Origin of the sequence: Streptomyces hundungensis (assembly GCF_003627815.1) — a bacterium.
Taxonomy (GTDB): Bacteria; Actinomycetota; Actinomycetes; order Streptomycetales; family Streptomycetaceae; genus Streptomyces; species Streptomyces hundungensis_A.
The window spans coordinates 6,956,894-6,980,151 of sequence record NZ_CP032698.1 but is presented as its reverse complement, the minus strand read 5'-3'; the positions used below and the strand labels follow the sequence as shown (position 1 = coordinate 6,980,151).

Annotated in this window: 19 protein-coding genes and 1 pseudogene; 8 read left to right on the top strand and 12 right to left on the bottom strand. The window is 71.1% G+C overall.

The genetic code is table 11. The annotated features are described in order from the left end of the window. Positions 1–120: 120 nt before the first annotated feature. From DWB77_RS31015 to DWB77_RS30985, 6 genes are all read right to left on the bottom strand, one after another. On the bottom strand, positions 121–963 hold the full coding sequence (locus DWB77_RS31015) for a shikimate dehydrogenase (protein ID WP_120725205.1): 843 nt from the start codon (positions 961–963) through the stop codon (positions 121–123). Further along, on the bottom strand, positions 944–2,677 hold the full coding sequence (gene mltG / locus DWB77_RS31010; protein WP_120725203.1) for an endolytic transglycosylase MltG: 1,734 nt from the start codon (positions 2,675–2,677) through the stop codon (positions 944–946). Before mltG ends, DWB77_RS31015 begins: the two co-directional genes overlap by 20 nt. A gap of 101 nt (positions 2,678–2,778) precedes the next feature. Continuing rightward, on the bottom strand, positions 2,779–3,243 hold the full coding sequence (gene ruvX, locus DWB77_RS31000; RefSeq protein WP_120725201.1) for a Holliday junction resolvase RuvX: 465 nt from the start codon (positions 3,241–3,243) through the stop codon (positions 2,779–2,781). Further along, positions 3,243–5,912: an alanine--tRNA ligase gene (gene alaS / locus DWB77_RS30995; protein ID WP_120725199.1), complete on the bottom strand. Its 2,670-nt coding sequence runs from the start codon at positions 5,910–5,912 to the stop codon at positions 3,243–3,245. Before alaS ends, ruvX begins: the two co-directional genes overlap by 1 nt. Then, positions 5,912–6,268, bottom strand: coding sequence for a DUF6167 family protein (locus DWB77_RS30990; RefSeq protein ID WP_120725197.1), 357 nt, complete (start codon positions 6,266–6,268; stop codon positions 5,912–5,914). Before DWB77_RS30990 ends, alaS begins: the two co-directional genes overlap by 1 nt. A gap of 7 nt (positions 6,269–6,275) precedes the next feature. After that, a complete protein-coding gene (locus tag DWB77_RS30985; RefSeq protein WP_120725195.1) occupies positions 6,276–6,716 on the bottom strand; it encodes a DUF948 domain-containing protein in 441 nt (146 codons plus the stop codon). Positions 6,717–6,892: 176 nt separating this feature from the next. Here DWB77_RS30985 and DWB77_RS30980 point away from each other — a divergent pair. Continuing rightward, positions 6,893–9,050 (top strand): annotated as a pseudogene (locus tag DWB77_RS30980) (ATP-binding protein). A 29-nt stretch (positions 9,051–9,079) separates the two neighbouring features. Here the strand turns inward: DWB77_RS30980 and rpsD are convergent. Next, entirely contained in the window at positions 9,080–9,694 is a 615-nt protein-coding gene (rpsD, locus tag DWB77_RS30975; protein ID WP_120728451.1) for a 30S ribosomal protein S4, read from the bottom strand. A 225-nt stretch (positions 9,695–9,919) separates the two neighbouring features. Here rpsD and DWB77_RS30970 point away from each other — a divergent pair, with 225 nt between their 5' ends. After that, positions 9,920–10,600 (top strand): DUF2470 domain-containing protein, encoded by a 681-nt coding sequence (locus DWB77_RS30970; RefSeq protein ID WP_120725191.1) that lies wholly within the window; start codon positions 9,920–9,922, stop codon positions 10,598–10,600. 49 nt (positions 10,601–10,649) lie between these two features. Here the strand turns inward: DWB77_RS30970 and DWB77_RS30965 are convergent, their stop codons facing one another. Both DWB77_RS30965 and DWB77_RS30960 read right to left on the bottom strand, forming a co-directional pair. After that, positions 10,650–12,005: a replication-associated recombination protein A gene (locus tag DWB77_RS30965; RefSeq protein ID WP_120725189.1), complete on the bottom strand. Its 1,356-nt coding sequence runs from the start codon at positions 12,003–12,005 to the stop codon at positions 10,650–10,652. Between the two features lie 93 nt (positions 12,006–12,098). Beyond that, on the bottom strand, positions 12,099–12,737 hold the full coding sequence (locus DWB77_RS30960; RefSeq protein WP_120725187.1) for a vitamin K epoxide reductase family protein: 639 nt from the start codon (positions 12,735–12,737) through the stop codon (positions 12,099–12,101). 148 nt (positions 12,738–12,885) lie between these two features. Between DWB77_RS30960 and DWB77_RS30955 the strand changes: the two genes are divergently transcribed. The 4 genes from DWB77_RS30955 to DWB77_RS30940 are packed head-to-tail and all read left to right on the top strand — an operon-like array spanning position 12,886 to position 16,431. Then, positions 12,886–13,755, top strand: coding sequence for an ABC transporter ATP-binding protein (locus DWB77_RS30955; RefSeq protein WP_120725186.1), 870 nt, complete (start codon positions 12,886–12,888; stop codon positions 13,753–13,755). Then, positions 13,752–14,597: an ABC transporter permease gene (locus DWB77_RS30950; RefSeq protein WP_120725184.1), complete on the top strand. Its 846-nt coding sequence runs from the start codon at positions 13,752–13,754 to the stop codon at positions 14,595–14,597. The genes DWB77_RS30955 and DWB77_RS30950 overlap by 4 nt, the downstream gene beginning before the upstream one ends. Beyond that, complete coding sequence (locus DWB77_RS30945) at positions 14,555–15,814, top strand: sensor histidine kinase (protein ID WP_120725182.1); 1,260 nt, start codon at positions 14,555–14,557, stop codon at positions 15,812–15,814. The genes DWB77_RS30950 and DWB77_RS30945 overlap by 43 nt, the downstream gene beginning before the upstream one ends. After that, positions 15,811–16,431: a response regulator gene (locus DWB77_RS30940; protein ID WP_120725181.1), complete on the top strand. Its 621-nt coding sequence runs from the start codon at positions 15,811–15,813 to the stop codon at positions 16,429–16,431. The genes DWB77_RS30945 and DWB77_RS30940 overlap by 4 nt, the downstream gene beginning before the upstream one ends. 504 nt (positions 16,432–16,935) lie before the next feature. On the opposite strand, the gene hisS is transcribed toward DWB77_RS30940, so the two are convergent. Next, complete coding sequence (hisS, locus tag DWB77_RS30935) at positions 16,936–18,198, bottom strand: histidine--tRNA ligase (RefSeq protein WP_120725179.1); 1,263 nt, start codon at positions 18,196–18,198, stop codon at positions 16,936–16,938. Positions 18,199–18,212: 14 nt separating this feature from the next. Next, positions 18,213–18,923, bottom strand: a complete 711-nt coding sequence (locus tag DWB77_RS30930) for an MBL fold metallo-hydrolase (RefSeq protein ID WP_120725177.1) — start codon at positions 18,921–18,923, stop codon at positions 18,213–18,215. A gap of 152 nt (positions 18,924–19,075) precedes the next feature. Between DWB77_RS30930 and DWB77_RS30925 the strand changes: the two genes are divergently transcribed. Together DWB77_RS30925 and DWB77_RS30920 are read left to right on the top strand one after the other, a co-directional pair. Next, on the top strand, positions 19,076–19,828 hold the full coding sequence (locus DWB77_RS30925; RefSeq protein ID WP_120725175.1) for a peptidylprolyl isomerase: 753 nt from the start codon (positions 19,076–19,078) through the stop codon (positions 19,826–19,828). A gap of 204 nt (positions 19,829–20,032) precedes the next feature. After that, entirely contained in the window at positions 20,033–21,262 is a 1,230-nt protein-coding gene (locus tag DWB77_RS30920; RefSeq protein ID WP_120725174.1) for a DUF349 domain-containing protein, read from the top strand. A 70-nt stretch (positions 21,263–21,332) separates the two neighbouring features. On the opposite strand, the gene DWB77_RS30915 is transcribed toward DWB77_RS30920, so the two are convergent. Further along, positions 21,333–23,000, bottom strand: coding sequence for an IS1182 family transposase (locus DWB77_RS30915; protein WP_120728030.1), 1,668 nt, complete (start codon positions 22,998–23,000; stop codon positions 21,333–21,335). Positions 23,001–23,258: the final 258 nt, after the last annotated feature.

Below are 23,258 nucleotides of genomic sequence, written 5' to 3'. Positions count from 1 at the left end.
GATCCTCCCACGTCCGCATGGTGGGCCGGGCCCCGGTCCAGCAACCGGACGAGAGGGGGCCACGGCCGACCGGTCGCGCGCGTCCCCGTACGCCTTACGGGGCCGGACGGCACGGCTGACTCAACGGCCCGCCAGCGCCGCCTCGCCCGCCTTGCGCATGGCGTCGAGCGGCGCGTTCGCACAGCCCGTCATCTGCTCGACCTGGAGCACGGCCTGGTGCACGAGCAGGTCGAGGCCGCCGACGACGGCTCCCCCGCGCGCCGACCAGGCGGCCGCGAGCGCGGTCGGCCAGGGCTCGTACAGCACGTCGAAGAGGGTGCCGGCCCGCTCGGGAACGGCCGCGGCCAGCGCGTCGGTGGTGCCGGCCGGGGTGGTGGCGATGACGAGCGGCGCCGCGAAGGCCTCGGCCGCCCGCGACCAGTCGGCGGTGCGGACGTCGACTTCCAGCCGCTCGCCCCAGCCGCGCATCTCCGCGGCCCGCTCCTCGCTGCGTACGTACGCCGTGACCGGGCCGACGCAGATCCGGGCGAGGGCGGCGAGCGCCGAGGAGGCGGTCGCGCCCGCGCCGAGGACGGCGGCGGACTCGACCCGGGTCACCCCGCGCTCCCCCAGGGCCGCGATCATGCCCGGGATGTCGGTGTTGTCGCCCAGGCGACGGCCGTCGTCCGTGAAGACGACGGTGTTGACCGCCTCGACGGAGGCCGCCGTCGCGCTCACCGCGTCGAGCAGCGGGATGACCGCCCGCTTCAGCGGCATCGTGAGCGAGAGACCGGCCCAGGAGGTGTCGAGCCCCGCGAAGAAGCCGGAGAGCCCGGCCTCGTCGATCTCGAACCGGTCGTAGGACCAGTGCCGGAGGCCGAGTTCGGCGTACGCGGCCCGGTGCAGGACCGGGGAGAGGGAGTGCGCGATGGGCGACCCGAGCACGGCCGCCCGTCGCGCGCCCTCACTGGCCGGACTGGGCATTGAACTCGTCCTTCAGCTTGTTGAACTCGCTCAGCGTCTTGGCGAATTCGGTCTTGTGCTGGCCGTCGGTGGCCACGAAGTACATCCAGCCCTCGCTCGTCGGGTCCAGCGCCGCGGCCATCGCCTCGCTGCCGGGGTTGCCGATCGGCCCGGGCGTCAGACCCCGCCACTTGTAGGTGTTGTACGGGTCCGGGTTGCTGTTGATCTCGGACAGGCCGATCTTGATGTTGCTCTGGTTGGTGAGGTAGTTGTACGCCGAGTCGAACTGGAGCTTCTGGTTGGTCTGGGTGTTGTCCGGCTTGAGGCGGTTGTAGACGACCTCGGACATCCTGCGGAAGTCGTCGGGCGTCTTGCCCTCGGCCTGCACCAGGCTCGCGACGGTGAGGAGCTGCCAGGGGCCGTCCAGATGCAGCTTCTTGGCCTCGGCGGCCAGGTCCTGCTTGCCGTACTCGGAGGTGGCCCGGTTGACCATCTTCTTGAGCACGTCCTCGGGCTTCATGCCCTTGGCGACCGGGTAGCTCGCCGGGTAGAGGAACCCTTCCAGCGGGTCCTTGACGTTCTTGTGGCCCTTGGCCCAGTCCGGCAGACCCATGCTGTCGGCGTTCTTGAGCGCGATCTCCTTGGTCGTGCCGGAGGAGACGCCGAGCCGCTTGTCGATCTCGCCGTAGACCCAGGCGTTTCGTTTGCCTTCGGGAATGATGAGCGAGTTGCGGCTGGCCGGGTTGAGCATCAACTTGATCGCGCTCGCCGCCGACATGCCCTTCTTCAGCGTGTAGGCGCCGGCCTGGATCGTCTTGCCCTTGGGGTCGTCGTTCTGCGCCTGGACGAAGGCGTCGATGCTCTTGACGACACCGGCCTGCTTGAGGAGCTGGCCGATCTCGGAGCCGCCGGCGCCGGTCGGCACCTCGATGGTGACGCTCTCGCCCGCGCCCTCACCCACGTAGTCGGGGGCCGAGCCGAACTTCTTCTGGTAGAAGTCGTAGCCCACGTAACCGATTCCGCCGGCCCCCACCGCGAAGATCACCGCGAGGACGAGGCAGGCGCGCCCGCTCTTGCCCTTCTTCTTGGTCTTGCTCCGCCGGTCGCGGCCGCCGCCGCCCGCGGAGGCGCGGCGGGACTCGCGCGGCTCGTCGTCGTCCCGTTCGCTGTCGTCAACGCCGGTGAAGAACGGGTGGTTCTCCTCCTGCGGTTCGGCGTTCCACTCGTGGCCCTGTTCGGGCACCTCGGGCACGGTGGGGGCCTGCCGCTGGCCGGGCGGCTGCGGCGGCGGATACGCCTCGGGCGTGCCGTAGAGGTCGTGGCCCTCTTCGGCGTAGCCGTGGGGGTACGGGTCCGGCTGCTGACCCGCGTAGGGCATGGCGGCCTGCCGGCCGGTGGCGTCCCAGCCCCCGTCGTAGTGCTGCGGCTGCTGCGGCGGGGCCGCGTACTGCTGCGCGTACTGCTGCTGGGGGTAGCCCTGTTGGGGCTGTTCGACGTAGCCCTGCTGCTCGGCGTAGTGCGGCTGCGGCTGCGGCTGCTCGGCGTAGGGCTGCTGCCCGTACGGGTCCTGCGGCTGCTGCGGGTGGTACTGCTGCGGGTACTGCTCCTGCTGCTGGTGGCCGTCGTACGAAGCCTGACCGGAGGCAGCCTGCTGCGCTCCCCACCCCTGGTCCCCGAAGAGGGGGTCCTCTGGGTGCCACGGTTCGGAGCCTTGGCCCCGGCCATACTCAGTCATCGGTCCCCTAGAGCCGCGAGGCATCCGGACGGTCCGCCTCTTTTGCTGTGCGGTGACTGTTCGAATGCCTCCGCATCGGCCGGAACGTTACCGTATCGCGATCAGATAACCACTTCGACGCCTTCGCCCGGAGCGTTACCTGACACCCGTTCGGCCTCAAGGGCGTTCTGAAGGATGACCACGGCGGCCGCCTGGTCGATGAAGGAACGTCCCTTCTTGGACTTCACCCCGGAGGCGCGCAGTCCCTGGCTGGCGGTCACCGTCGTCATCCGCTCGTCCACGAGCCGCACCCCGATCGGGGCGATGCCGCGCGCCAACTCCCGCGTGAAGACGCGGACCTTGGCCGCCGCCGGGCCCTCGCCCCCGTTGAGGGAGCGGGGCAGTCCGACGATCACCTCGATCGGCTCGTACTCCTCGACGAGCTGGCGCAGCCGCCGGTGGGCGGCCGGGACGTCACGTCCCGGCACGGTCTCCACCGGCGTGGCGAGCACCCCGTCGGGGTCGCACGAGGCGACCCCGATGCGTGCGTCCCCGACATCGATCGCGAGCCGGCGTCCTCGTCTCATCAGGCGGTCTCGGCGACCTGGCGCTCGACGGCGTCCATGGCGTCGCCGATCGCGTCCGGGTTCTGGCCGCCGCCCTGGGCGACGTCCGGCTTGCCGCCGCCTCCGCCTCCGAGGGTCTTCGCGGCGGTGCGGACCAGCTCGCCGGCCTTGAGGCCGCGCTCGCGGGCGGCCTCGTTGGTGGCGATGACGGTGACCGGGCGGCCGTTGGCCGTGGTGAACAGGGCGACGACGGCCGGGCGGTCACCCGGGATGCGGCCGCGCACGTCGAGGACCAGCTTGCGCAGGTCGTCGGCGGAGGTGCCGTCCGGCACCTGGCCGGTGACGAGCGCGGTGCCGCGGACGTCCTTGGCGGAGTCGACCAGACCGGCGGCGGCCTGGAGCACCTTCTCCGCGCGGAACTTCTCGATCTCCTTCTCGGCGTCCTTCAACTTGCCGAGCATGGCGGAGATCTTCTCCGGCAGCTCCTCGGAGCGTCCCTTGACCAGCTCCTGGAGCTGGGCGACGACGGTGTGCTCACGCGCCAGGAAGTTGTACGCGTCGACGCCGACCAGGGCCTCGATGCGGCGCACCCCGGAGCCGATGGACGACTCGCCGAGCAGCTTCACCAGACCCAGCTGGGCGGTGTTGTGGACGTGGGTGCCGCCGCACAGCTCCTTGGAGAAGTCGCCGATGGTGACCACACGGACCCGCTCGCCGTACTTCTCGCCGAACTCGGCGATGGCGCCCTGCTTCTTGGCCTCGTCGATCGACATGACCTCGGCCTGCACGTCGAGTTCGCGGGCGAGGACCTCGTTGATCTTCTGCTCGACATCGGTGAGGACCGTGCCGGGGACGGCGGCGGGCGAGCCGAAGTCGAAGCGGAAGCGGCCCGGCGAGTTCTCCGAGCCGGCCTGGGCGGCGGTCGGGCCGAGCGCGTCGCGCAGCGCCTGGTGGGTGAGGTGGGTCGCGGAGTGGGCGCGGGCGATGGCCCGGCGGCGCCTGGTGTCGATGGCGGCGTACGCGGACGCGCCGACCGTCACCTCGCCGACCTGGACGACACCCTTGTGCACGTGCACGCCGGGGACCGGCTTCTGCACGTCGCGGACCTCGATGACCGCGCCGCTGTCGAGCTTGATGCGGCCCTGGTCGGCGAGCTGGCCGCCGCCCTCGGCGTAGAACGGCGAGCGGTCGAGGACGACCTCGACCTCGTCGCCCTCGGTGGCGGCGGGCGAGGGCACGCCGTCGACGAGCAGGCCGACGATGGTCGACTCGTTCTCGGTGGCGGTGTAGCCGGTGAAGTCGGTGGCGCCGGAGGCGTCGGCCACCTCGCGGTAGGCGGACAGGTCGGCGTGACCGGTCTTCTTGGCGCGGGCGTCGGCCTTGGCCTGGTCGCGCTGCTGCTTCATCAGGCGGCGGAAGCCGTCCTCGTCCACGGACAGGCCCTGTTCGGCGGCCATCTCCAGGGTGAGGTCGATCGGGAAGCCCCAGGTGTCGTGGAGCAGGAACGCCTTGTCGCCGGCGAGGACCGTGCCACCGGTGGCCTTGGTCTCGGTGATGGCGGTGTCCAGGATGTTGGTGCCGCCGCGCAGCGCCTTGAGGAACGCGGCCTCCTCAGCGAGCGCGACCGTCTCGATGCGCTTGCGGTCGGTGACGAGCTCCGGGTACTGCTGGCCCATCGTCTTGATGACGACGTCGATCAGTTCCTGAACGACGGGGCCGGTGGCGCCCATGAGCCGCATGTTGCGGATGGCGCGGCGCATGATGCGGCGCAGCACATAGCCGCGGCCCTCGTTGCCGGGGGTCACGCCGTCGCCGATGAGCATCACGGAGGTACGGATGTGGTCGGCGACCACCCGCATCGACACGTCTGACTCGTGCTTGTCGCCGTAGCGCACACCGGTCAGCTCGGTGGCCTTGTCCATGACGACGCGCAGGGTGTCGGTCTCGTACATGTTCTGCACGCCTTGCAGGATCATCGCGAGGCGTTCGAGGCCGAGGCCGGTGTCGATGTTCTGGGAGGGGAGGTCACCCAGGATCGGGAAGTCCTCCTTGCCGTCACCGGCGCCGCGCTCGTACTGCATGAAGACCAGGTTCCAGATCTCCACGTACCGCTCGTCGTTGACGGCCGGGCCGCCCTCGGCGCCGAACTCGGGGCCGCGGTCGTAGTTGATCTCGGAGCAGGGCCCGCACGGTCCGGGCACGCCCATGGACCAGAAGTTGTCCTTCTTGCCCAGGCGCTGGATGCGCTCCTTGGGCACGCCGACGACCTCGTGCCAGATGCGCTCGGCCTCGTCGTCGTCGAGGTAGACGGTGATCCAGAGCTTCTCGGGCTCCAGGCCGTAGCCGCCGTCCGCCACGGAGCTGGTGAGCAGCTCCCAGGCGTACGTGATGGCGCCTTCCTTGAAGTAGTCCCCGAAGGAGAAGTTGCCGCACATCTGGAAGAACGTGCCGTGCCGGGTGGTCTTGCCGACCTCTTCGATGTCCGGCGTGCGCACGCACTTCTGCACGCTGGTGGCGCGCGGGGCGGGCGGCTTGGTCTCACCCAGGAAGTACGGCTTGAAGGGGACCATGCCCGCGTTGACGAGCAGCAGAGTCGGGTCGTCCGCGATGAGCGACGCCGAAGGGACGACGGTGTGCCCGCGCTCCTCGAAGAAGCTCAGCCAGCGGCGGCGAATCTCGGCCGACTCCATCAGTGGTCCTCATTCCGGTCGTACGAATGCTTGGTGTGCTGTTGCTTGGTGTGCTGCTGCTTCGTGTACTGCTGTGAGGTGGTGTCGAGGGCGACGAGGCGGCGCCGCGCGGGGAGTTCGCGCGGCTCGCTCCCGTCGATGCCCAGGACGTCGTTGAGTTCGGCCTCGCGCTGTGCCATGCCGGACTTGATGTCGAGGGCGAAGTCCTTGAGCCGGTGGCCGGCTTCGACCGCCTTGTCGGCGGTGCGCGCGGCCAGGCTCTCCGGGGTGAGCTGTTTCAGCTTCCGGTTGACCTTGGTGGTGGCCCAGACCCCGGCGGCCGCGCCCGCGGTGAACCAGAACGTACGGCGGAACATCGCAGCGTCAGCCCTTTCGCTTCGAGCGCCGCGCGGGGGGCACGGTCCGCCCGACGATCACGGTACGTCGTGCCGACTTGGCGGGCACATCGGCCGGGGCGGCACTCTTGCGCCCCATCGCCCGGCGCACCCCGTACCCGAACGCGGCCACCTTCACCAGCGGGCCACCGAAGGTGGAGGCCACGGTGGTGGAGAGCGCGGACGCGTTGGCGGTGACTTCCTGGACGTCGGAGGCGATGGCGTCGACCCGGTCGAGCTGGGTCTGCGCGGAGCGCACCGCGAGGGAGGCGTCCGCGAGCAGCGGGACGGCCTGGTCCGTCACCTCCGCCACCAGCTTGGTCGTCGCCCTCAGCGTCTGGGCCAGCCTCACGAGAACGACCGCGAGGAAGGACACCAGGATCGCCCAGAAGACGGCCACCAGGATCCCGGCCACCTCTCCACCGGACACTTGCACCGCTCCCCGCAACCCGTCGGAACTCGAAAACCTCGAAAACCTCGAAAAAGGTAGTCCTCCGAGCCTATCGCGCCACCGATGGCTTCCCGTACCGCGTTCCCCGCCGCCACAAGCGGAGTTGTGCAAGCCGATTGTACGCAGTGCATACCCTTGAGTACGCTGCGTGTTCCATGCGCTCCCATCTGCCCGCAGAGTTGAACCGCTTCGTCGGGCGCGACCGAGAACTGGCCCGTGTCGACCGGCTGCTCCTCGATGCGCGCCTGGTCACCGTGACCGGCGTCGGCGGAGTGGGCAAGACCCGCCTCGCGCTGCGGGCCGCGGCCACCACGGCGGAGCAGGAACGGTACTGCGACGGCGTCCGCCTGGTGGAGCTGTCCTCGCTCACCGACCCCGCCCTCCTTGACCACGCCGTCGTCGAGGCGCTGGGGCTGACCGACCACACGGCCCGGCCTCCGCGCCGACTGCTCCTCGACCACCTCGCGGAGCGTGAACTCCTGCTGGTGCTCGACGGGTTCGAGCAGGTGGTGGTGGACTGCGCCGAGCTGGTACGGGAGCTCCTGCGGGGCTGCCCGCGCCTGCGGGTCCTCGCCGCGGGGCGGCTGCCGCTCAGGATCGACGGCGAGCGGGTGTTCACACTGGCGCCGATGAACGAGCGGGACGCGCTGGCGCTGTTCGCCGAGCGGGCGGCCGAATCGCGGGGCGCCGAGCGGCCGTCCGAGGGGGACGGGCCGGCCGCCGCCGAGCTGTGCCGGCGTCTCGACGGGATCCCGCTGGCCCTGGAGCTGGCGGCCGGGCGGCTCGGCACGCTCTCCGTGGAGCAGTTGCTGCGCCGCCTGGACGACCGATTCCGGCTGCTCACCGGGGGCGGGCGGGGAGCGCTGCCCCGCCATCAGACCCTGCGCACGACCATCGGCTGGAGCCATGAGCTGTGCACGGGGGCGCAGCGGCTGCTGTGGGCGCGGCTGTCGGTGTTCGCGGGGGCCTTCGATCTGGAGGCCGTCGAGTACATCTGCGTGGGCCCCGATCTGCCGCAGCAGGACGTGCTGGACGTCCTCGGTGAGCTGCTCGACCAGTCGGTGGTGGTGCGCGAGGACGGCGCGGGCGGCCTGCGCTACCGGCTGCTCGACACGGTCCGCGAGTACGGTGCCGAGTGGCTTGCGGCGACGGGTGACGCGGAGCGGCTGCACCGGCGCCACCGCGACTGGTACCTGGGGCTCGCCACCTGGTGCGAGCTGGACTGGTTCAGCCCGCGCCAGGCCGAGGTGGCGGCCCGCGTCGAGGCAGAGCTGCCCAACGTGCGGGCCGCGATGGAGTTTTCGCTCGCCTCGCCCGAGGACACGCACCTGGCCCAGTACCTGGCGGGCACGCTCTGGTTCTACTGGGCCGGCTGCGGGCGGCTCGCGGAGGGCCGGCACTGGCTGACCCAGGTCCTGGACGCCGAGAGCGAGCACGACAGTTCACGGCTGAAGGCGCTGTGGGTGCTCGGCTATGTGGCGGTGCTCCAGGGCGACGCGGTGGCGGCGATCGCCGCCTTGCAGGAGTGCCGTGAGGAGGCCGAGTCGCGCGCGGACGCGGTGGCCGTGGCGTACGCCGTGCACCGCTGCGGGTGTCTGGCGCTGGTCACCGACGACATGCCGCGCGCCGAGGAGCTGCTGCGCGAGGCCCTCGCCGGATATGAGGAGGTCGGTGAGCTCAACAGCAATGTGCTGATGGGCCGGGTCGAGATGGCGATGGCGGTGGGGTTCCGGGGCCGGCTCGACGAGGCCGTCGCGATCTGCGAGCACGTCGTGGAGGTCTGCGACGAGCACGGCGAGCGCTGGGCGCGCGCGTATGCGCTGTACGTCCTGGCGTACGCGGCCTGGTACGGGGGCGATCCGGTGCGTGCGCGCACCTTGCTGCGCGAGACGCTCGCCGTCAGTCACACCTTCCACGACCTGGTCGGCACGGTACTCACCCTGGAAATGTTGGCGCTGGTCGAGGTGGACGCCGGTGACCCGGCGGAGGCCGCCGTGCTCCAGGGCGCGGCCGAGCGGATCTGGCCCTCGGTGGGTCTGCCCCTATTCGGTTCGGCGTACTTCTACGCCGCGCACGTGCTCTGCGAGGAGCGGACGCGGGAGCGGCTGGGCGACGCGGCGTACGAGAAGCACCGTCGGCGCGGCGCCCGGATCGAGACGGACGCGGCGGTGGCGCGGGCCCTGGCCGGCGGCCAAGAGGCCGACGGCGTACGGGAGTTGCCGCCCGCACGCGAGGGGCAGCAGCCCGAGGGCCCCGGACATGCGGAAGCCCGCCGCCTCCCGCTCCGTGCGGAGCGGGGGGACGGCGGGCTGAAGCGCTGAGGCTCCGGAGTTACGCCTGGATCAGCGGGCGTAGTACTCGACGACGAGCTGCTCGTCGCAGATGACCGGGATTTCCTTGCGGTTCGGGTCGCGGTCCAGGCGGAAGGCCAGGGCCTTCAGGTTCACCTGGAGGTAGCGCGGGGTCTCGCCCTCGCCGGCGTAGCCACCCTCGCGGGCAACCTGGAAGGGGACCTTCTCGCGGCTGCGCTCGCGGACCGTCACGACGTCGTCCGGACGGACGCGGAACGACGGCTTGTCGACCTTGGCGCCGTTGACCTGGATGTGACCGTGCACGACCATCTGGCGGGCCTGGTAGATGGTGCGGGCGATGCCCGAACGCAGGACCAGGGCGTCGAGGCGACGCTCGAGCTCGACGACCAGCGCCTCGCCCGTCTTGCCCTCGGCCTTCTTGGCGCGGTCGTAGGCACGCGCCATCTGGCGCTCGCTGATGTCGTACTGGGCGCGCAGACGCTGCTTCTCGAGCAGACGGACCTTGTAGTCCGAGTTCTGCTTGCGGCCACGGCCGTGCTCGCCCGGCGGGTAGGGGCGGGCCTCGAAGTACTTGACGGCCTTCGGCGTCAGCGCGATGCCGAGCGCACGAGACTTCTTGACCTTGGGACGCGACTGGTTAGGCACGTTCTCCAAACCTCCATGGTTGGGTTAGGTTAGGCTCACCTTACTCAAGGAGATCGCATGTCTCGTCCGGGGAACACCAGTCACATCACGGACAGCACGAAGAAGGTCGGCCAAACGCCGCTTTCGCGGGAGGCCGACTCCCCCGACTCCTCTGGAGCCGGGCACGTGACGGAGGTCCGATCAGATCGTGGTCAGCCGCGTCCCAGCGGACTTGAAATCGCGCGGATGCCGTCAGCAGCCGAGCGCACACGAACTCTCGTACATAGTACCTGCTCGGCGGTGCTGCTCCTACCGGGCCCCGGGGGCGGCCGTCCGGAGCAGCTCCTGACCGGCGAACGGGGCGTCGGCCCCGACGGCGACCTGTTCCTCGTCCTGCCCGCCAATTCCCCGGCGGCGGGGGCGGCCGGGCGCGCCCAGGACGACGCGGTCCCGGCGGTCCTGGAGCTCACGGATGTGGCTCCGGTCTCCGTCCCCCACCGGATCCGCGGCCGGGCCTGGGTCTCCGGGCGGCTGACCCCGGTGCCCGGACAGGCGGGCCCCGGACAGGTCATGCTCCGCCTCGCGGTGGACGAGGCCTCCGTGGACGACCTGTGGGGCGCGGCCACGGTGGGCCGCGGGGACTTCGCGCGGGCCGCGCCCGATCCGCTGGTGCGATACGAGACCGAACTCCTCCAGCACCTCGCCTCCGCCCACGGGGAGCAACTCGGGCTGCTGTGCGGGCTCGTGGAGCGGGAGGGGGTGGCGCGGGTCACCCCACTGGCGCTCGACCGCTTCGGTCTTCGGGTGCGTTTCGGCCGGAGCGACGGCCACACCTTCGACGCCCGCTTCGACTTCCCCGAGCCGGTGGCCGACATCACGGCTCTGCGCCGAGCGATGCGCCGGCTCTTCGAGGCCGCGGACGGCTAGGCAGCGCCGCCCGGATCCCCGCAGAGAGGCCCGCATCCCCGCAGAGGGGTCAGTCCCCCTCCCGGCTCAGGCGCTCGCGCACCTTCTCCACCACGTCCGCGTACCGGGCCTCCGCGCCGTACCGGGTCGGCTCGTAGTAGCGCTTGTCCGCCACGGCGTCCGGCGCGTACTGCTGGGAGGCGATCGCGCCCGGCACGTCGTGCGGGTAGACATAGCCCTGCGCGTGGCCCAGCTTGGCCGCGCCCTTGTAGTGGCCGTCGCGCAGATGGGGCGGGACCGGGCCGGCCAGGCCCGCCCGGACGTCCGCCATCGCGGCGCCGATCGCGGTCGTCGCCGAGTTGGACTTCGGGGCCAGCGCCAGCGCGATCGTGGCGTGGCTCAGCGTCAGCGCCGCTTCCGGGAATCCGATGAGGGCGACGGCCTGCGCGGCCGCGACCGCCGTGGGCAGCGCCGTCGGGTCGGCCAGGCCGATGTCCTCGCTCGCGGAGATGATCAGGCGCCGGGCGATGAAACGCGGGTCCTCGCCCGCTTCGATCATGCGGGCCAGATAGTGCAGGGCCGCGTCCACGTCCGAGCCGCGGATCGACTTGATCAGCGCGCTCGCCACGTCGTAGTGCTGGTCGCCACCCTTGTCGTACGTCACCGCCGCCCGGTCGACGGTCTCCTCCAGGGTCTGGAGCGTGATCTCCTGCTCGGACTTGGCGAGCGCCGAACCGGCCGCCGCCTCCAGGGCGGTCAGGGCGCGCCGCGCGTCGCCGCCCGCGATGCGCAGCAGATGCGCCTCGGCGTCCTCGGGCAGGGTGACGGCGGATCCGAGACCCCGCTCCTCGGTGAGCGCCCGCCGGACCAGGGCCCGCAGGTCGTCGTCGGTGAGCGGTTCGAGGGTGAGCAGGAGGGAGCGCGAGAGCAGGGGGGAGATCACCGAGAAGTACGGGTTCTCGGTGGTCGCCGCGATCAGGGTGACCCAGCGGTTCTCGACGGCGGGAAGCAGCGAGTCCTGCTGGGCCTTGGAGAAGCGGTGGATCTCGTCCAGGAAGAGGACGGTCTCCTTGCCGAAGCCGCCGATGGCGCGGCGCGCTCCGTCGATGACCGCGCGGACCTCCTTGACGCCCGCGGTGATCGCCGAGAGCTCGACGAACCGCTTGTTGGTGGCCTTGGACACCACATAGGCGAGCGTCGTCTTGCCCGTGCCCGGCGGGCCCCACAGGATCACCGAGGACGGGCCGGCCGGCCCGCCGGCCCCCTCCCCCACCAGGCGCCGCAGGGGCGAGCCCTGCTTCAGGAGGTGCTGCTGGCCGACCACCTCGTCGAGGACGCGCGGGCGCATCCGTACGGCCAGAGGGCTGCCCGCCGGGTCTTTCTCCTGGCGGTCCTCTGCGGCTGCGGTAAACAGGTCGGGTTCCACGTCGTCGAGCCTAGGGCACGCCACTGACAACACGGCCCGGCCTGCGAGAACGCGGGCCGGGCCGGGCGGAGAAGGAGGGGTGCAGGGGACCGGTCAGCTGGTCCAGAAGTCCCACCAGCGGGTCAGGATCAGCATGCCGATGACCCCGATGTGCAGCACCGGCAGCACCCAGGTGAACTCGGACAGCAGGTTCTTGGCCCAGCGCGGCGCGGGCAGCAGCCCCTTGCGGAGGTTGAACGACGTCACGTACCAGAACATGAGGATGGTGGCGACCCACGCCAGGCAGCACCACAGACACAGCGAGTTGATCCGGTACAGCGACTCGAACTGGAGCCAGCTGACGAAGCCGACGCCGAACAGCGTGCCCGCGTTGAACGTCAGCCAGTACCAGCGGCGGAAGCGGGCGCCCGCCAGGATGCTCATGCCGACGCAGACGACGATGCCGTAGGCGACCAGACCGAGCATCGGGTTGGGGAAGCCGAAGGCCGCCGCCTGATCGCTCTTCATGATGTTGCCGCAGGACACCACGGGGTTGAGGCTGCACCCGGGCACGAAGTTCGGGTTTTCGAGCAGCTTGAACTTGTCGAGCGTGATGACCCACGCCGCCACCACACCGGCCGCCCCGGTGATCACGAGCAGCCAGGCGAAGGCGCGGCTGCCGCCGATGGCTCCCTTGCCGCTCACCTCGCGGTGGCCGGAGTCGGAGGAGACGTCGTCAAGTGTTGTGGTCATAGCTCCGGTCCGTCATCCCGTCATCGTGATCGACTGTGCTGCCGCCGCCTCATTCTGCCGCACGGGGAGCACTGTCCACCGTTCGATGGACATAAGGAGGTACGCACGGGGGTCCCCGAAGCGTCGGCTCCGCGCGAAGCTCTTGGCCATGACAGCACTGGCGGTTGATGTACGCGGGCTTCGCAAGCGGTACGGCGGGGTCACCGCGGTCGACGGAGTGGACCTCCGGATCCGGCACGGAGAGGTCTTCGGCATCCTCGGCCCGAACGGGGCCGGCAAGAGCACCACCGTGGAGATCCTCCAGGGCCATCGCGACCGGGACGGCGGCGAGGTGACCGTCCTCGGCGCCGACCCGGCGACCGCGGGGCGCGCCTGGCGCTCCCGGGTCGGCATCGTGTGGCAGGACGAGTCGGCCCCCGCCGAGCTCACGGTCCGCGAGACCGTGGACCACTTCGCCCGCTACTACCCGAACCCGCGCGACCCCGAAGAGGTCATCGCGCTCGTCGGCCTCGAAGGCAAGGCCTCGGCCCGGATCAAGGGGCTCTCGGGCGGCCAGCGGCGGCGCCTGGACGTGGCGCTCGGCGTGATCGGCGGCCCCGAACTGCTGCTCCTGGACGAGCCGACGACCGGCTTCGACCCGGCGGCCCGCCGCCAGTTCTGGGAGCTGATCCGGCGGCTCGCGACGGAGGGCACCACCATCGTGCTGACCACGCACTATCTGGAGGAGGCGGAGGCGCTGGCCGACCGGCTCGCGGTGATCGCGGGCGGCCGGGTCGTCGCCGAGGGCGAGCCCGCGGCGCTGCGCCAGAGCCTCGGCACCGGCGCCACCGTCGAGTGGGTCGAGCCCGACGGTGCGCCGCGCAGCGTACGCACCGAGACGCCGACCCGTACCGTCGCCGAGCTGATGCACCGCTTCGACGGCGAGATACCCGGCCTCAGGATCGGCCGCCCCACCCTCGAGGACGTCTATCTGCGGCTCACCGGCCGGCTGGACCCGCAGCAGGAGGAAGCACGATGACCACCGCCGACACCCTTGCCCCCACCCGCGCCGGCGGGCCCGAACTGCCCGGCGCCTGGTCCCTGGGGCTGCGGCGCGGAGCCCTGGAGATCCGGCAGTTCGTCCGTCAGCGGGACCAGGTGATCTTCACCTTCGCCTTCCCGGTCGTCTTCCTCGCCCTGTTCGCGTCGATCTTCAGCGGCCAGGTGGAGAACGCCGGGATCACCGCATCCCAGCTCTACGCCGCCGGCATGATCGCGGCGGGCATCATGTCGGTCAGCTTCCAGTCGCTCGGCATCTCCATCGCCATCGAACGGGACGAGAAGGTGCTGCGCCGGCTGCGCGGCACGCCGATGCCGCCGGCCGCGTACTTCCTCGGCAAGGTCTGGCTCGTGCTCGCCACCGGCGTCGCCGAGACGGGCGTACTGCTCCTGTTCGGCTCCACCCTGTTCGATCTCGACCTGCCGACCACCGCGGCCAAGTGGTTCGACTTCTCCTGGATCTTCGTTCTGGGCATCACCGGCTGCGCGCTGCTCGGGATCGCGATCAGCAGTCTGCCCAGGTCGGGCAAGAGCGCGAGCTCGGTGGTCGTGCTGCCGTTCCTGGTGCTCCAGTTCATCTCCGGCGTCTACATTCCCGTGGGCACCGTGCCCGACTGGCTGCTGAACATCAGCGCGTTCTTCCCGCTGAAGTGGATGTGCCAGGGCTTTCGCGGGGTGTTCCTGCCGGAGTCCGCCTCCGTGCTCGAACAGGCGGGGAGCTGGGAGTTCGGACGGATCGCGCTGGTGCTCGGCGCCTGGTGCATCGGAGGATTGGTGCTGTGTCTGGTGACCTTCAGGTGGAAGAGCCGTCGCGACGGCTGACCGAGTTCGCGGCCGCGGCGGGAGCGCGCGACACCCATGTGTGGGACCGCTCGTTCCTGCCGTGGGACGCCTACTTCGCGGTGGTGTGGCTGGCGACGGCGGTGTTCGTGCTCGGCGCCGACCTTCCCGCGCTGCGGTACCGGATCACGGCGGTGGCGCTGATGTCGCTGCTCATCCCCTGGTACCTGCGGGCCGGGCGGCCTGCCATGCTCGACGACGGCGCGGACGAGCGGCGCTCCCTGCGCTATGTGGTGGCCTCGGTGGTGATCTTCCTGCCGCCCGCGTTCCTGGTCGGCGAGACCCGGCTGATCACCTTCGCGCTCGCGCCGCCCTGCTTCATGCTGCTGCCGCTGCGCAGGGCGATGGTCACCATGGCGATCGTGAACGTGGTGCCCGTGGCGGGCTGGGCGCTGATCTGGCGCCCGCCGGCCCAGGCGGTCTTCTTCAACGCGGTCTTCGCGGTGGCCACCCTCGCCTTCTCCGGATTCTTCGGCGCGTGGGTCATCCGGATCATCGAGCAGAGCAAGGAACGGGCCTGTCTGATCGATGAGTTGGAGCGGAGCCGGGAGGAGGTGGCGCGGCTCTCGGCGGAGCGCGGCGCGCTCACCGAGCGGGAGCGGATGTCGAGGGAGATCCACGACACCCTCGCGCAGGGCTTCACCAGCGTGCTGATGCTGGTGCAGGCCGTCCAGTCGGAGCTGGACCACGATGTCGCGCTGGCCCGCCGCCATCTCGACCTCATGGAGTCCACCGCCCGCCAGAACCTCGCGGAGGCCCGGGCCCTGGTCGCCGGGGGCGCCCCCGCCGACCTGGACGGCGGCTCCCTGCCCGATGCGGTACGCCGCCTCGCCGCCCGGCACGAGCCGCCCGCCCGGCTCGAAGTGACGGGCCCCGTAAGGGAGTTGCCCGCTCCGCTCGAAGTGGTCGCGCTGCGCTCCTGCCAGGAGGCGCTGTCCAACGCACGCAAGCACGCGGGCCCCGGGGCGCCGGTGCGGCTCTCGCTCGCATACGGTGAGGCCGGGCTGACCGTGTCGATACGGGACGAGGGCGCCGGGTTCGACCTCTCGGCGCCGCGTACCGGCTACGGCCTGGCCGGCCTGCGGGCCCGGGCCGCCGAGGTGGGCGGCACCGCCGAGGTCCTGAGCGCGCCGGGCGCGGGCACCACGGTCGGCGTCCATCTGCCCGTCCCCGCCCCGCCCTTGAGGAGCCCTTCGTGATCCGCATCCTGCTCGCCGACGACCACCCGGTGGTACGGGAGGGCCTGCGCGGGATGCTCGCGGCCGAGCCCGACCTGGAGGTGGTGGCCGACGCCTCCAACGGCCCGCAGGCCGAGGCCCTGTGCGCGGAACTGGAACCGGACATCGTGCTGATGGACCTGCGGATGCCGGGCGGCGACGGGGTGGAGTCGATCGGGCGCCTCACCGCCTCGGGACTTCCGTGCCGGGTGATCGTCCTGACGACGTACGAAACGGACCGGGACATCCTGCGGGCCGTGGAGGCGGGGGCGGCGGGCTATCTGCTCAAGGACCTGGCCCGGGGCGAGCTCGCCCAGGCGGTGCGGGCCGCCGCGCGGGGCGAGACGGTCCTGGCGCCCTCGGTCGCGGCCCGGCTCGTCGACCAGCTCCGCGCCCGCCCGGAGCGGCCTCGCCTCTCCGACCGCGAGGTGTCGGTGCTGCGGCTGGTGGCCGAGGGGTGCACGAATGCCGAGATCGGGCGGCGGTTGTTCGTGGCGGAGTCGACGGTGAAGACGCATGTGGTGCGGATCTTCGGCAAACTGGGGGTGGACGACCGCACGGCCGCGGTGACCCGCGCGATGTCCCTGGGCCTGCTGTAGCCCTGGCCCCCCGGCGGGGGCTCCGCCCCCGCGCCGGGCGTTTCAGGGGCGCGGGGAACTGCGCGACCAGCCACGCACGGCCCGCAGACGAAGGCGGGGCCGCCTGGGGCTCCGCCCCAGACCCCGATCCGCGCCCGAAAGGCGCTCGTCCTCAAACGCCGGACGGGCTGGGTATGCCTGCGCTGGCCCGCACCGGGCGTTTAGGGGGCGCGAGGAACTGCGCGCCCAGCCACGCACGGCCCGCAGACGAAACCGGAGCGCCCTGGGGCTCCGCCCCAGACCCCGATCGCGCCCGAAAGGCGCTCGTCCTCAAACGCCGGACGGGCTGGGTATGCCTGCGCTGGCCCGCACCGAGCACTTAAGGGGCGCGAGGAACTGCGCGAGAAGCGACCACGGCCCGCAGGATCGAGACGGGTTAAGGGGCGCGGGGAACTGCGCAAAAGGCATCGGCCGCGCCCGGCCGAGGGGGCGGGGCCGCGGGGGCCGACCCCGCGGCCCCGGCCGTCAGGCCAGACGTTCGCGGACCGCGTCCACAACCCCGTCAAGACCCACCGGCACCTGCTCCCCGGACTCCATGTCCTTGAGCTGAGCCACCCCCTCCGCAAGATCCCGCTCGCCCGCGACCAGCGTGAACCGCGCCCCCGAACGGTTCGCGTTCTTCATCGCGCCCTTCAACCCCTTCGCCCCGAAGCCGAAGTCCGCCGCGATGCCGGCCCGGCGCAGCTCCATCACCTTGGCGAAGAGCACGCGCCGCGCCTCCTCGCCGAGCGGAACCGCGAACACGCTGGTCCTGGCGGGCAGTTCGAGCGTGACGCCTTCGGCCTCGAGCGCCAGGACCGTACGGTCGACGCCGAGGGCCCAGCCCACCGACGGCAGCGCGGGGCCGCCGATCATCTCGGAGAGGCCGTCGTAGCGGCCGCCGCCGCCGACCGCGGACTGCGAGCCCAGACCGTCGTGGACGAACTCGAACGTCGTGCGCGTGTAGTAGTCCAGGCCGCGCACGAGCCGCCCGTCGTCCTCGAAGGCCACGCCCTGCGCGGTCAGGAGGTCCCGGACCTCCTCGTGGTACGCCTTGCACGCGTCGCACAGGTAGTCGCGCAGCAGCGGCGCGCCCGCGAGCTGCTTCTGGACCGCCTCCCGCTTGTCGTCGAGCACCCGCAGCGGGTTGATCTCGGCCCGGCGCAGGGTGTCCTCGTCGAGGTCGAGCCCGCGCAGGAAGTCCTGGAGCGCGGCACGGTAGACCGGCCGGCACTCCTTGTCGCCCAGCGAGTTCAGCAGGATGCGGAAGTTCCGCAGGCCCAGCGAGCGGTACGCGTCGTTCGCCAGGACGATCAGCTCGGCGTCGAGCGCCGGGTCCTCCGCGCCGATCGCCTCGGCACCCACCTGCGAGAAGTGCCGGTAACGGCCCTTCTGGGGGCGCTCGTAGCGGTAGTACGAGCCGGAGTACCAGAGCTTGACGGGGAGGTTGCCCGCCTTGTGCAGGTTGGCCTCGAGGGCCGCGCGCAGCACGGAGGCGGTGCCCTCGGGGCGCAGCGCGAGCCTGTCGCCGCCCTTGGTCTCGAAGGCGTACATCTCCTTCGTCACGATGTCGGTGGACTCGCCGACTCCGCGCGCGAACAGCTCGACGTTCTCGAAGCCCGGGGTCTCGATGTAGCCGTAACCCGACCGCTTCAGCGGCGCCGCGATGGCCTCGCGCACGGCGAGGAAGCGGGCCGAATCCGGCGGGATCAGGTCGTAGGTGCCCTTGGGGGCCTGGAAGGTACTCATGGAAAGGCTTCTCGTCACATTCCTCGTCGGGGAGAGGCGGTGTGCTCTCCCTGGCCGGCGGCCACCTGCCGCAGATACGGGTTGGTGGCGCGCTCCTGGCCGATGGTCGTCTGGGAGCCGTGGCCGGACAGCACCACGGTCGAGTCGTCGAGCGGCAGGCACACACGGCCCAGCGACTCGAGGAGCTCGGCGTGGCTGCCGCCGGGCAGGTCGGTGCGTCCGACGGAGCCGGCGAAGAGCAGGTCGCCCGAGAACAGGATCGGAGGAATGTCCTCCGCCTCGGGCAGCCCGAACGTCACCGACCCCCTGGTATGGCCGGGCGCGTGCGACACGATGAGCTCCATGCCCGCGAGCGTCAGCTTGGCGCCGTCGGTCAGCTCCTTGACGTCGTCCGGCTCCCCCACCGTCAGGTCGCCCATGAGCTGGGCGCCGAAGGCGCGGCCGATGGCCTTCTCCGGGTCGCTCATCATGTAGCGGTCCTCGGGGTGGACCCAGGCGGGTACGTCGTGGGCTCCGCAGACCGGGACGACCGAGGCGCAGTGGTCGATGTGGCCGTGGGTGAGGACGACGGCGACGGGCTTGAGCCGATGCTTCTTCAGCGTTTCCTCGACGCCCTGGGTGGCCTGGTGGCCGGGGTCGATGATCACGCATTCCTCGCCTGCGGCGGGGGCGACCAAGTAGCAGTTGGTCCCCCAGGCCCCGGCGGGGAACCCGGCAATCAGCACGATCGTCCTCGATTTCTTGCGCAGCGGGTGATGACGGCTGTTCAGAGCCTACCGGCGCCGCTCCGGTCACAGCGAACCCATATACGGTACGGGTCACAGTCAGCTCGCAGGCACATACCAGCACCCCTCGAGCCCGTACAAGGAGACGACCGGTGGTCAGCAGCGAACAGCGTCGGCGCCAGCTCGCGCGCGAGAAGTTCGAGCGGCAGCAGCAGCGCCGGGAGGCAGCCCGGCGCAAGGCCAGGCGCCGCAACACGATCATCGCGGCCACCCTCGCGGTGGTCGTGGCGGCGGGCGGGGTGGCGTTCGCGACGGGCGCCTTCTCGGGTGACGGCAAGAAGTCGGACAGCGCCGCCGACCCCTCGTCCGAGCCGAAGATGACGGTGGACGCGAAGGCCAAGTACGCCATGGCCCTCAAGACCAACGCCGGTGACATCAAGATCACGATGGACGCCGCGAAGACGCCGCACACCGTGAACTCGTTCAAGTACCTCGCCGACAAGAAGTACTTCGACAACACCAAGTGCCACCGGCTGACCACGCAGAACATCTATGTGCTCCAGTGCGGCGACCCCAAGGGCACCGGTTCGGGCGGCCCGGGCTACACGATCCCGGACGAGGATCTGACCAGCCTCGGCAAGGCGGGCGCGGACAGCACGGTGACCTATCGGGCCGGCACCGTCGCGATGGCCAATACCGGCCAGCCGCACACCGGCGGCAGCCAGTTCTTCCTGGTCTACAAGGACACCAAGCTGCCGCCCAGCTACACGCCGTTCGGCACGATGGACGCGGCCGGCCTCAAGGCCGTGCAGGACGTCGCCAAGGAGGGCGTCGAGGGCGGTGCCACGGACGGGGCGCCCAAGAAGGCCGTCACCATCCAGAAGGCCGCCGTCACCAAAGAGTGACGCCACCGGGCGCCCGGCACCGAACGTGAAGCGCTGAATTCGGCCGCGCTGAGTGCGGACAGCCGGGCGGCCGGTCGCCTAGATTGGCGTTGTGCAGCGCGGGTTCGAACCGCGCTGTGGAGGGCGGGCGAGGCCCGCCGGGAAACTGTGGACGATGCCCCGGGGGACGAACCCCCCGCGCAGGCATCATGTGGAGGAGGCGCTGTGAGCAGCGACCCGTGGGGCCGCGTCGACGAGACGGGCACCGTGTATGTGCGGACAGCCGAGGGCGAAGTCGTCGTCGGATCGTGGCAGGCGGGCTCTCCCGAGGAGGCCCTGGCCTACTTCGAGCGCAAGTACGAGGGCCTGGTCGTCGAGATCGGCCTCCTCGAACGACGGGTGAGGACCACCGACCTGTCGGCGAAGGACGCGCAGGCCGCGATCGACCATCTGCGGGCGCAGGTGGACGAGCACCACGCGGTCGGCGACCTCGACGCGTTGCGGGGGCGCCTCGACAAGCTGGTCGCGACCGTCGAGTCGCGCCGCGAGGAGCGCAAGGTCCAGAAGGCCAAGCAGACCGACGAGGCCAAGCACGCCAAGGAGGCGCTGGTCGCCGAGGCCGAGGAGCTGGCGCAGAGCGAGCAGTGGCGCTCGGCGGGCGAGCGGCTGCGGGCCCTGGTGGACACCTGGAAGGGGCTGCCGCGTCTGGACCGCAAGTCCGACGACGAGCTGTGGCACCGCTTCTCGCACGCCCGCTCGGCGTTCTCCAAGCGCCGCCAGGCGCACTTCGCCTCGCTCGACGCGCAGCGCGAGGACGCCCGCAAGGTCAAGGAGAAGCTGGTCGTCGAGGCCGAGGCCCTGTCCGGGTCCACGGACTGGGGTACGACGGCGGCGCGCTACCGGGACCTGATGGCGGAGTGGAAGGCGGCGGGCCGCGCCCAGCGCGAGGCCGAGGACGAGCTGTGGAACCGCTTCCGCGGCGCCCAGGACGTCTTCTTCGCGGCGCGCAGCGAGGTCTTCGCGGAGCGCGACGCCGAGCAGACCGAGAACCTGAAGCTGAAGGAGGAGCTGGCCGTCGAGGCCGAGAAGATCCTCCCGGTGACCGATCTGAAGGCGGCCCGGGCCGCGTTCCGCGCGGTCAACGAGCGCTGGGAGGCCATCGGTCACGTACCGCGGGACGCCCGCCCCAAGGTCGAGGGCCGGATGCACGCCGTGGAGCGGGCGATCCAGGAGGCCGAGGAGACCGAGTGGCGTCGTACGAACCCGGAGGCGCGGGCCCGTGCGGCCGGCCTCACGGGGCAGCTCCAGGACGCCGTCGACAAGCTGCACCGGCAGATCGACGCGGCGCGGGCGGCGGGCAATGACAGCAAGGCGGACAAGCTGGCGCGTGAGCTGGAAGGCCGCCAGGCCCTCCTCGACCAGGCCCTCAAGGGCCTGGAGGAGTTCGGCGGCTGACCCCGCCCCCACCCCACGGCGAGGCCCCCGGCACCTTCCGGGACGCTGTTGGTTAATTCGGGGGTTGGTCCTACTTCGCCCCGCCGAGCATGAGCTCGGCGGGGCGAAGTGCTGCGAAGTAGCTGGTGCGGGTGCGGGCCCGGGGTGTGTCGGTGAGGTGGGCGTCGATGCGGGCGAGGTTGATCGCGGCGCCGGTGAGCTGGTGCTGGAGGCTGGTTTTCGCGAGGCCGCGGTAGCGGGATCTGCGCAGGCCGCAGCGCTGGACGGCCTGGGAGATGGTGCCCTCGACTCCGGCGCGGGTCTTGTAGCGGTCCTTCCAGGTGTCGGTGTCCTGCTCGGCGCGGGCCTGGCGGAGCGCTTGGTGTTCTTCGCGGGGCCGCAGGGTCAGGCGGCGGCCGGCGCTGGAGGTGGTGCACTGCTCACGGACCGGGCAGGGACGGCACTGGCCGCCGTTGAAACGGACCCGGATCACGGGGGTGCCTTCGGGCGAGCGGTCGGGATTCCAGCGGGTGGTGGTCTCCCCGCCGGGGCAGGTGACCTGCTCGTGGTCCCAGTCGATGGTGAAGTCGTCGCCGGTGAAGCCGCTGTTCGCGGTGGTCTGGTGGCTGACGACGCCAGCGACCGGCCCGGTGAGCGTGATGCCGTACTCGCGGCGGGCCTGCACGAGCAGATGTGCGTCGACGTATCCGGCGTCGACCAGATGCTCGCCGGGCAGGCGCCCGTCCTGGGCGAACTGGGCGTGCACGATATCGGTCATCGAGATGTCGGGAACCGTCGCCACGGTGGTGGCCACGTTCGTGATCAGGTTCGGGATGTCCGGCTCGCAGGTCTCGGTGAGGTGGACCTTGTATCCGTCCCACATGGTGTCGCGTTTGACGCTGCCGCGTGCTTCGGTGTCATAGGGCGTGACCAGGCGTGTCGCGCCCGGCGGCCGGTCTTTTGGGTCCCGCCGCCTCACCTCGCCCTCCACCTGCTGGAAGTGCTGGACCCAGACCTGGCGCAGGGTTTCCACCTGCTCCAGCGCGCGCGGCTCTCCGGGTGCCCCGGGTGAGAAGACGGCTTCGAGCAGTCGTGTCCCGTCCCGCCCGATTCGCAGGCCCAGCTCGTCTCGTTTGGCGCGGGACTTGGGGAAACGGGAGTCCTCGGCCCTGGTGGCGTAGTGCTTGAACCAGTCCGGTTCCGCCACGGTCAGCAGCCAGTCGGGGGCGGCCTGGGCAATCTCGTTGAGCGCCGCCCGCAGGGTCTCGGCGACCTGCTCCAGCCAGCACAGCTGACGGGCCGCGGACTGCACATGGGTGGAGTCGGTCCGTGCCCGGCCGGCGGTCTTCAGCAGCCCGCTTTCCCCGGCCGCGGCCAGGATGCTATCCAGTACCCGCCGCCCGGCCTCCGCTTTCACCAGGCGGTCCCGGAACTCCGACAGTACCGAGAAGTCGAACCCAGGATCGCTCAGTTCCAGCGCGAGCGCGTACTTGAAGTCGATCCGCGCCCTCACCGCCTCCGCTGCCTGCCGGTCGGTGAGTCCCTCCACGAACTGCAACACCAGCACGAGCGCCAACCGGCCTGGTGACCAGGCGGGCTTCCCCCGCGCAGGGAACAGATCCGCGAACTCCTCGTCACGAAACAGCGGCCCCAGCTCGTCCCGGACCCGGATCGCCAAACTCCCCTTCGGGAACGCGGCCCACGCCACCCGCACCGTTTCCGCCGGAATCTCCCCCGACTCCATCGGCTGCATCGACATCGACATCCACCCCACACAACAACGTCGGCCTTCAAGACCACAACCGGGTCTTGAAGGCCGACGTCACGCGAACCCCCGAATTAACCAACAGCGTCCCCAACGGTTCCGGGGGCCCTCGTCCTCAATCGCCGGACGGGCTGAGGTGCTGGCCAGCACCGAGCACTTAAGGGGCGCGAGGAACTGCGCGCCCAGCCACCCACGACCCGCAGCCGAAACCGGAGCCGCCTGGGGCTCCGCCCCAGACCCCGTTCGCGCCCG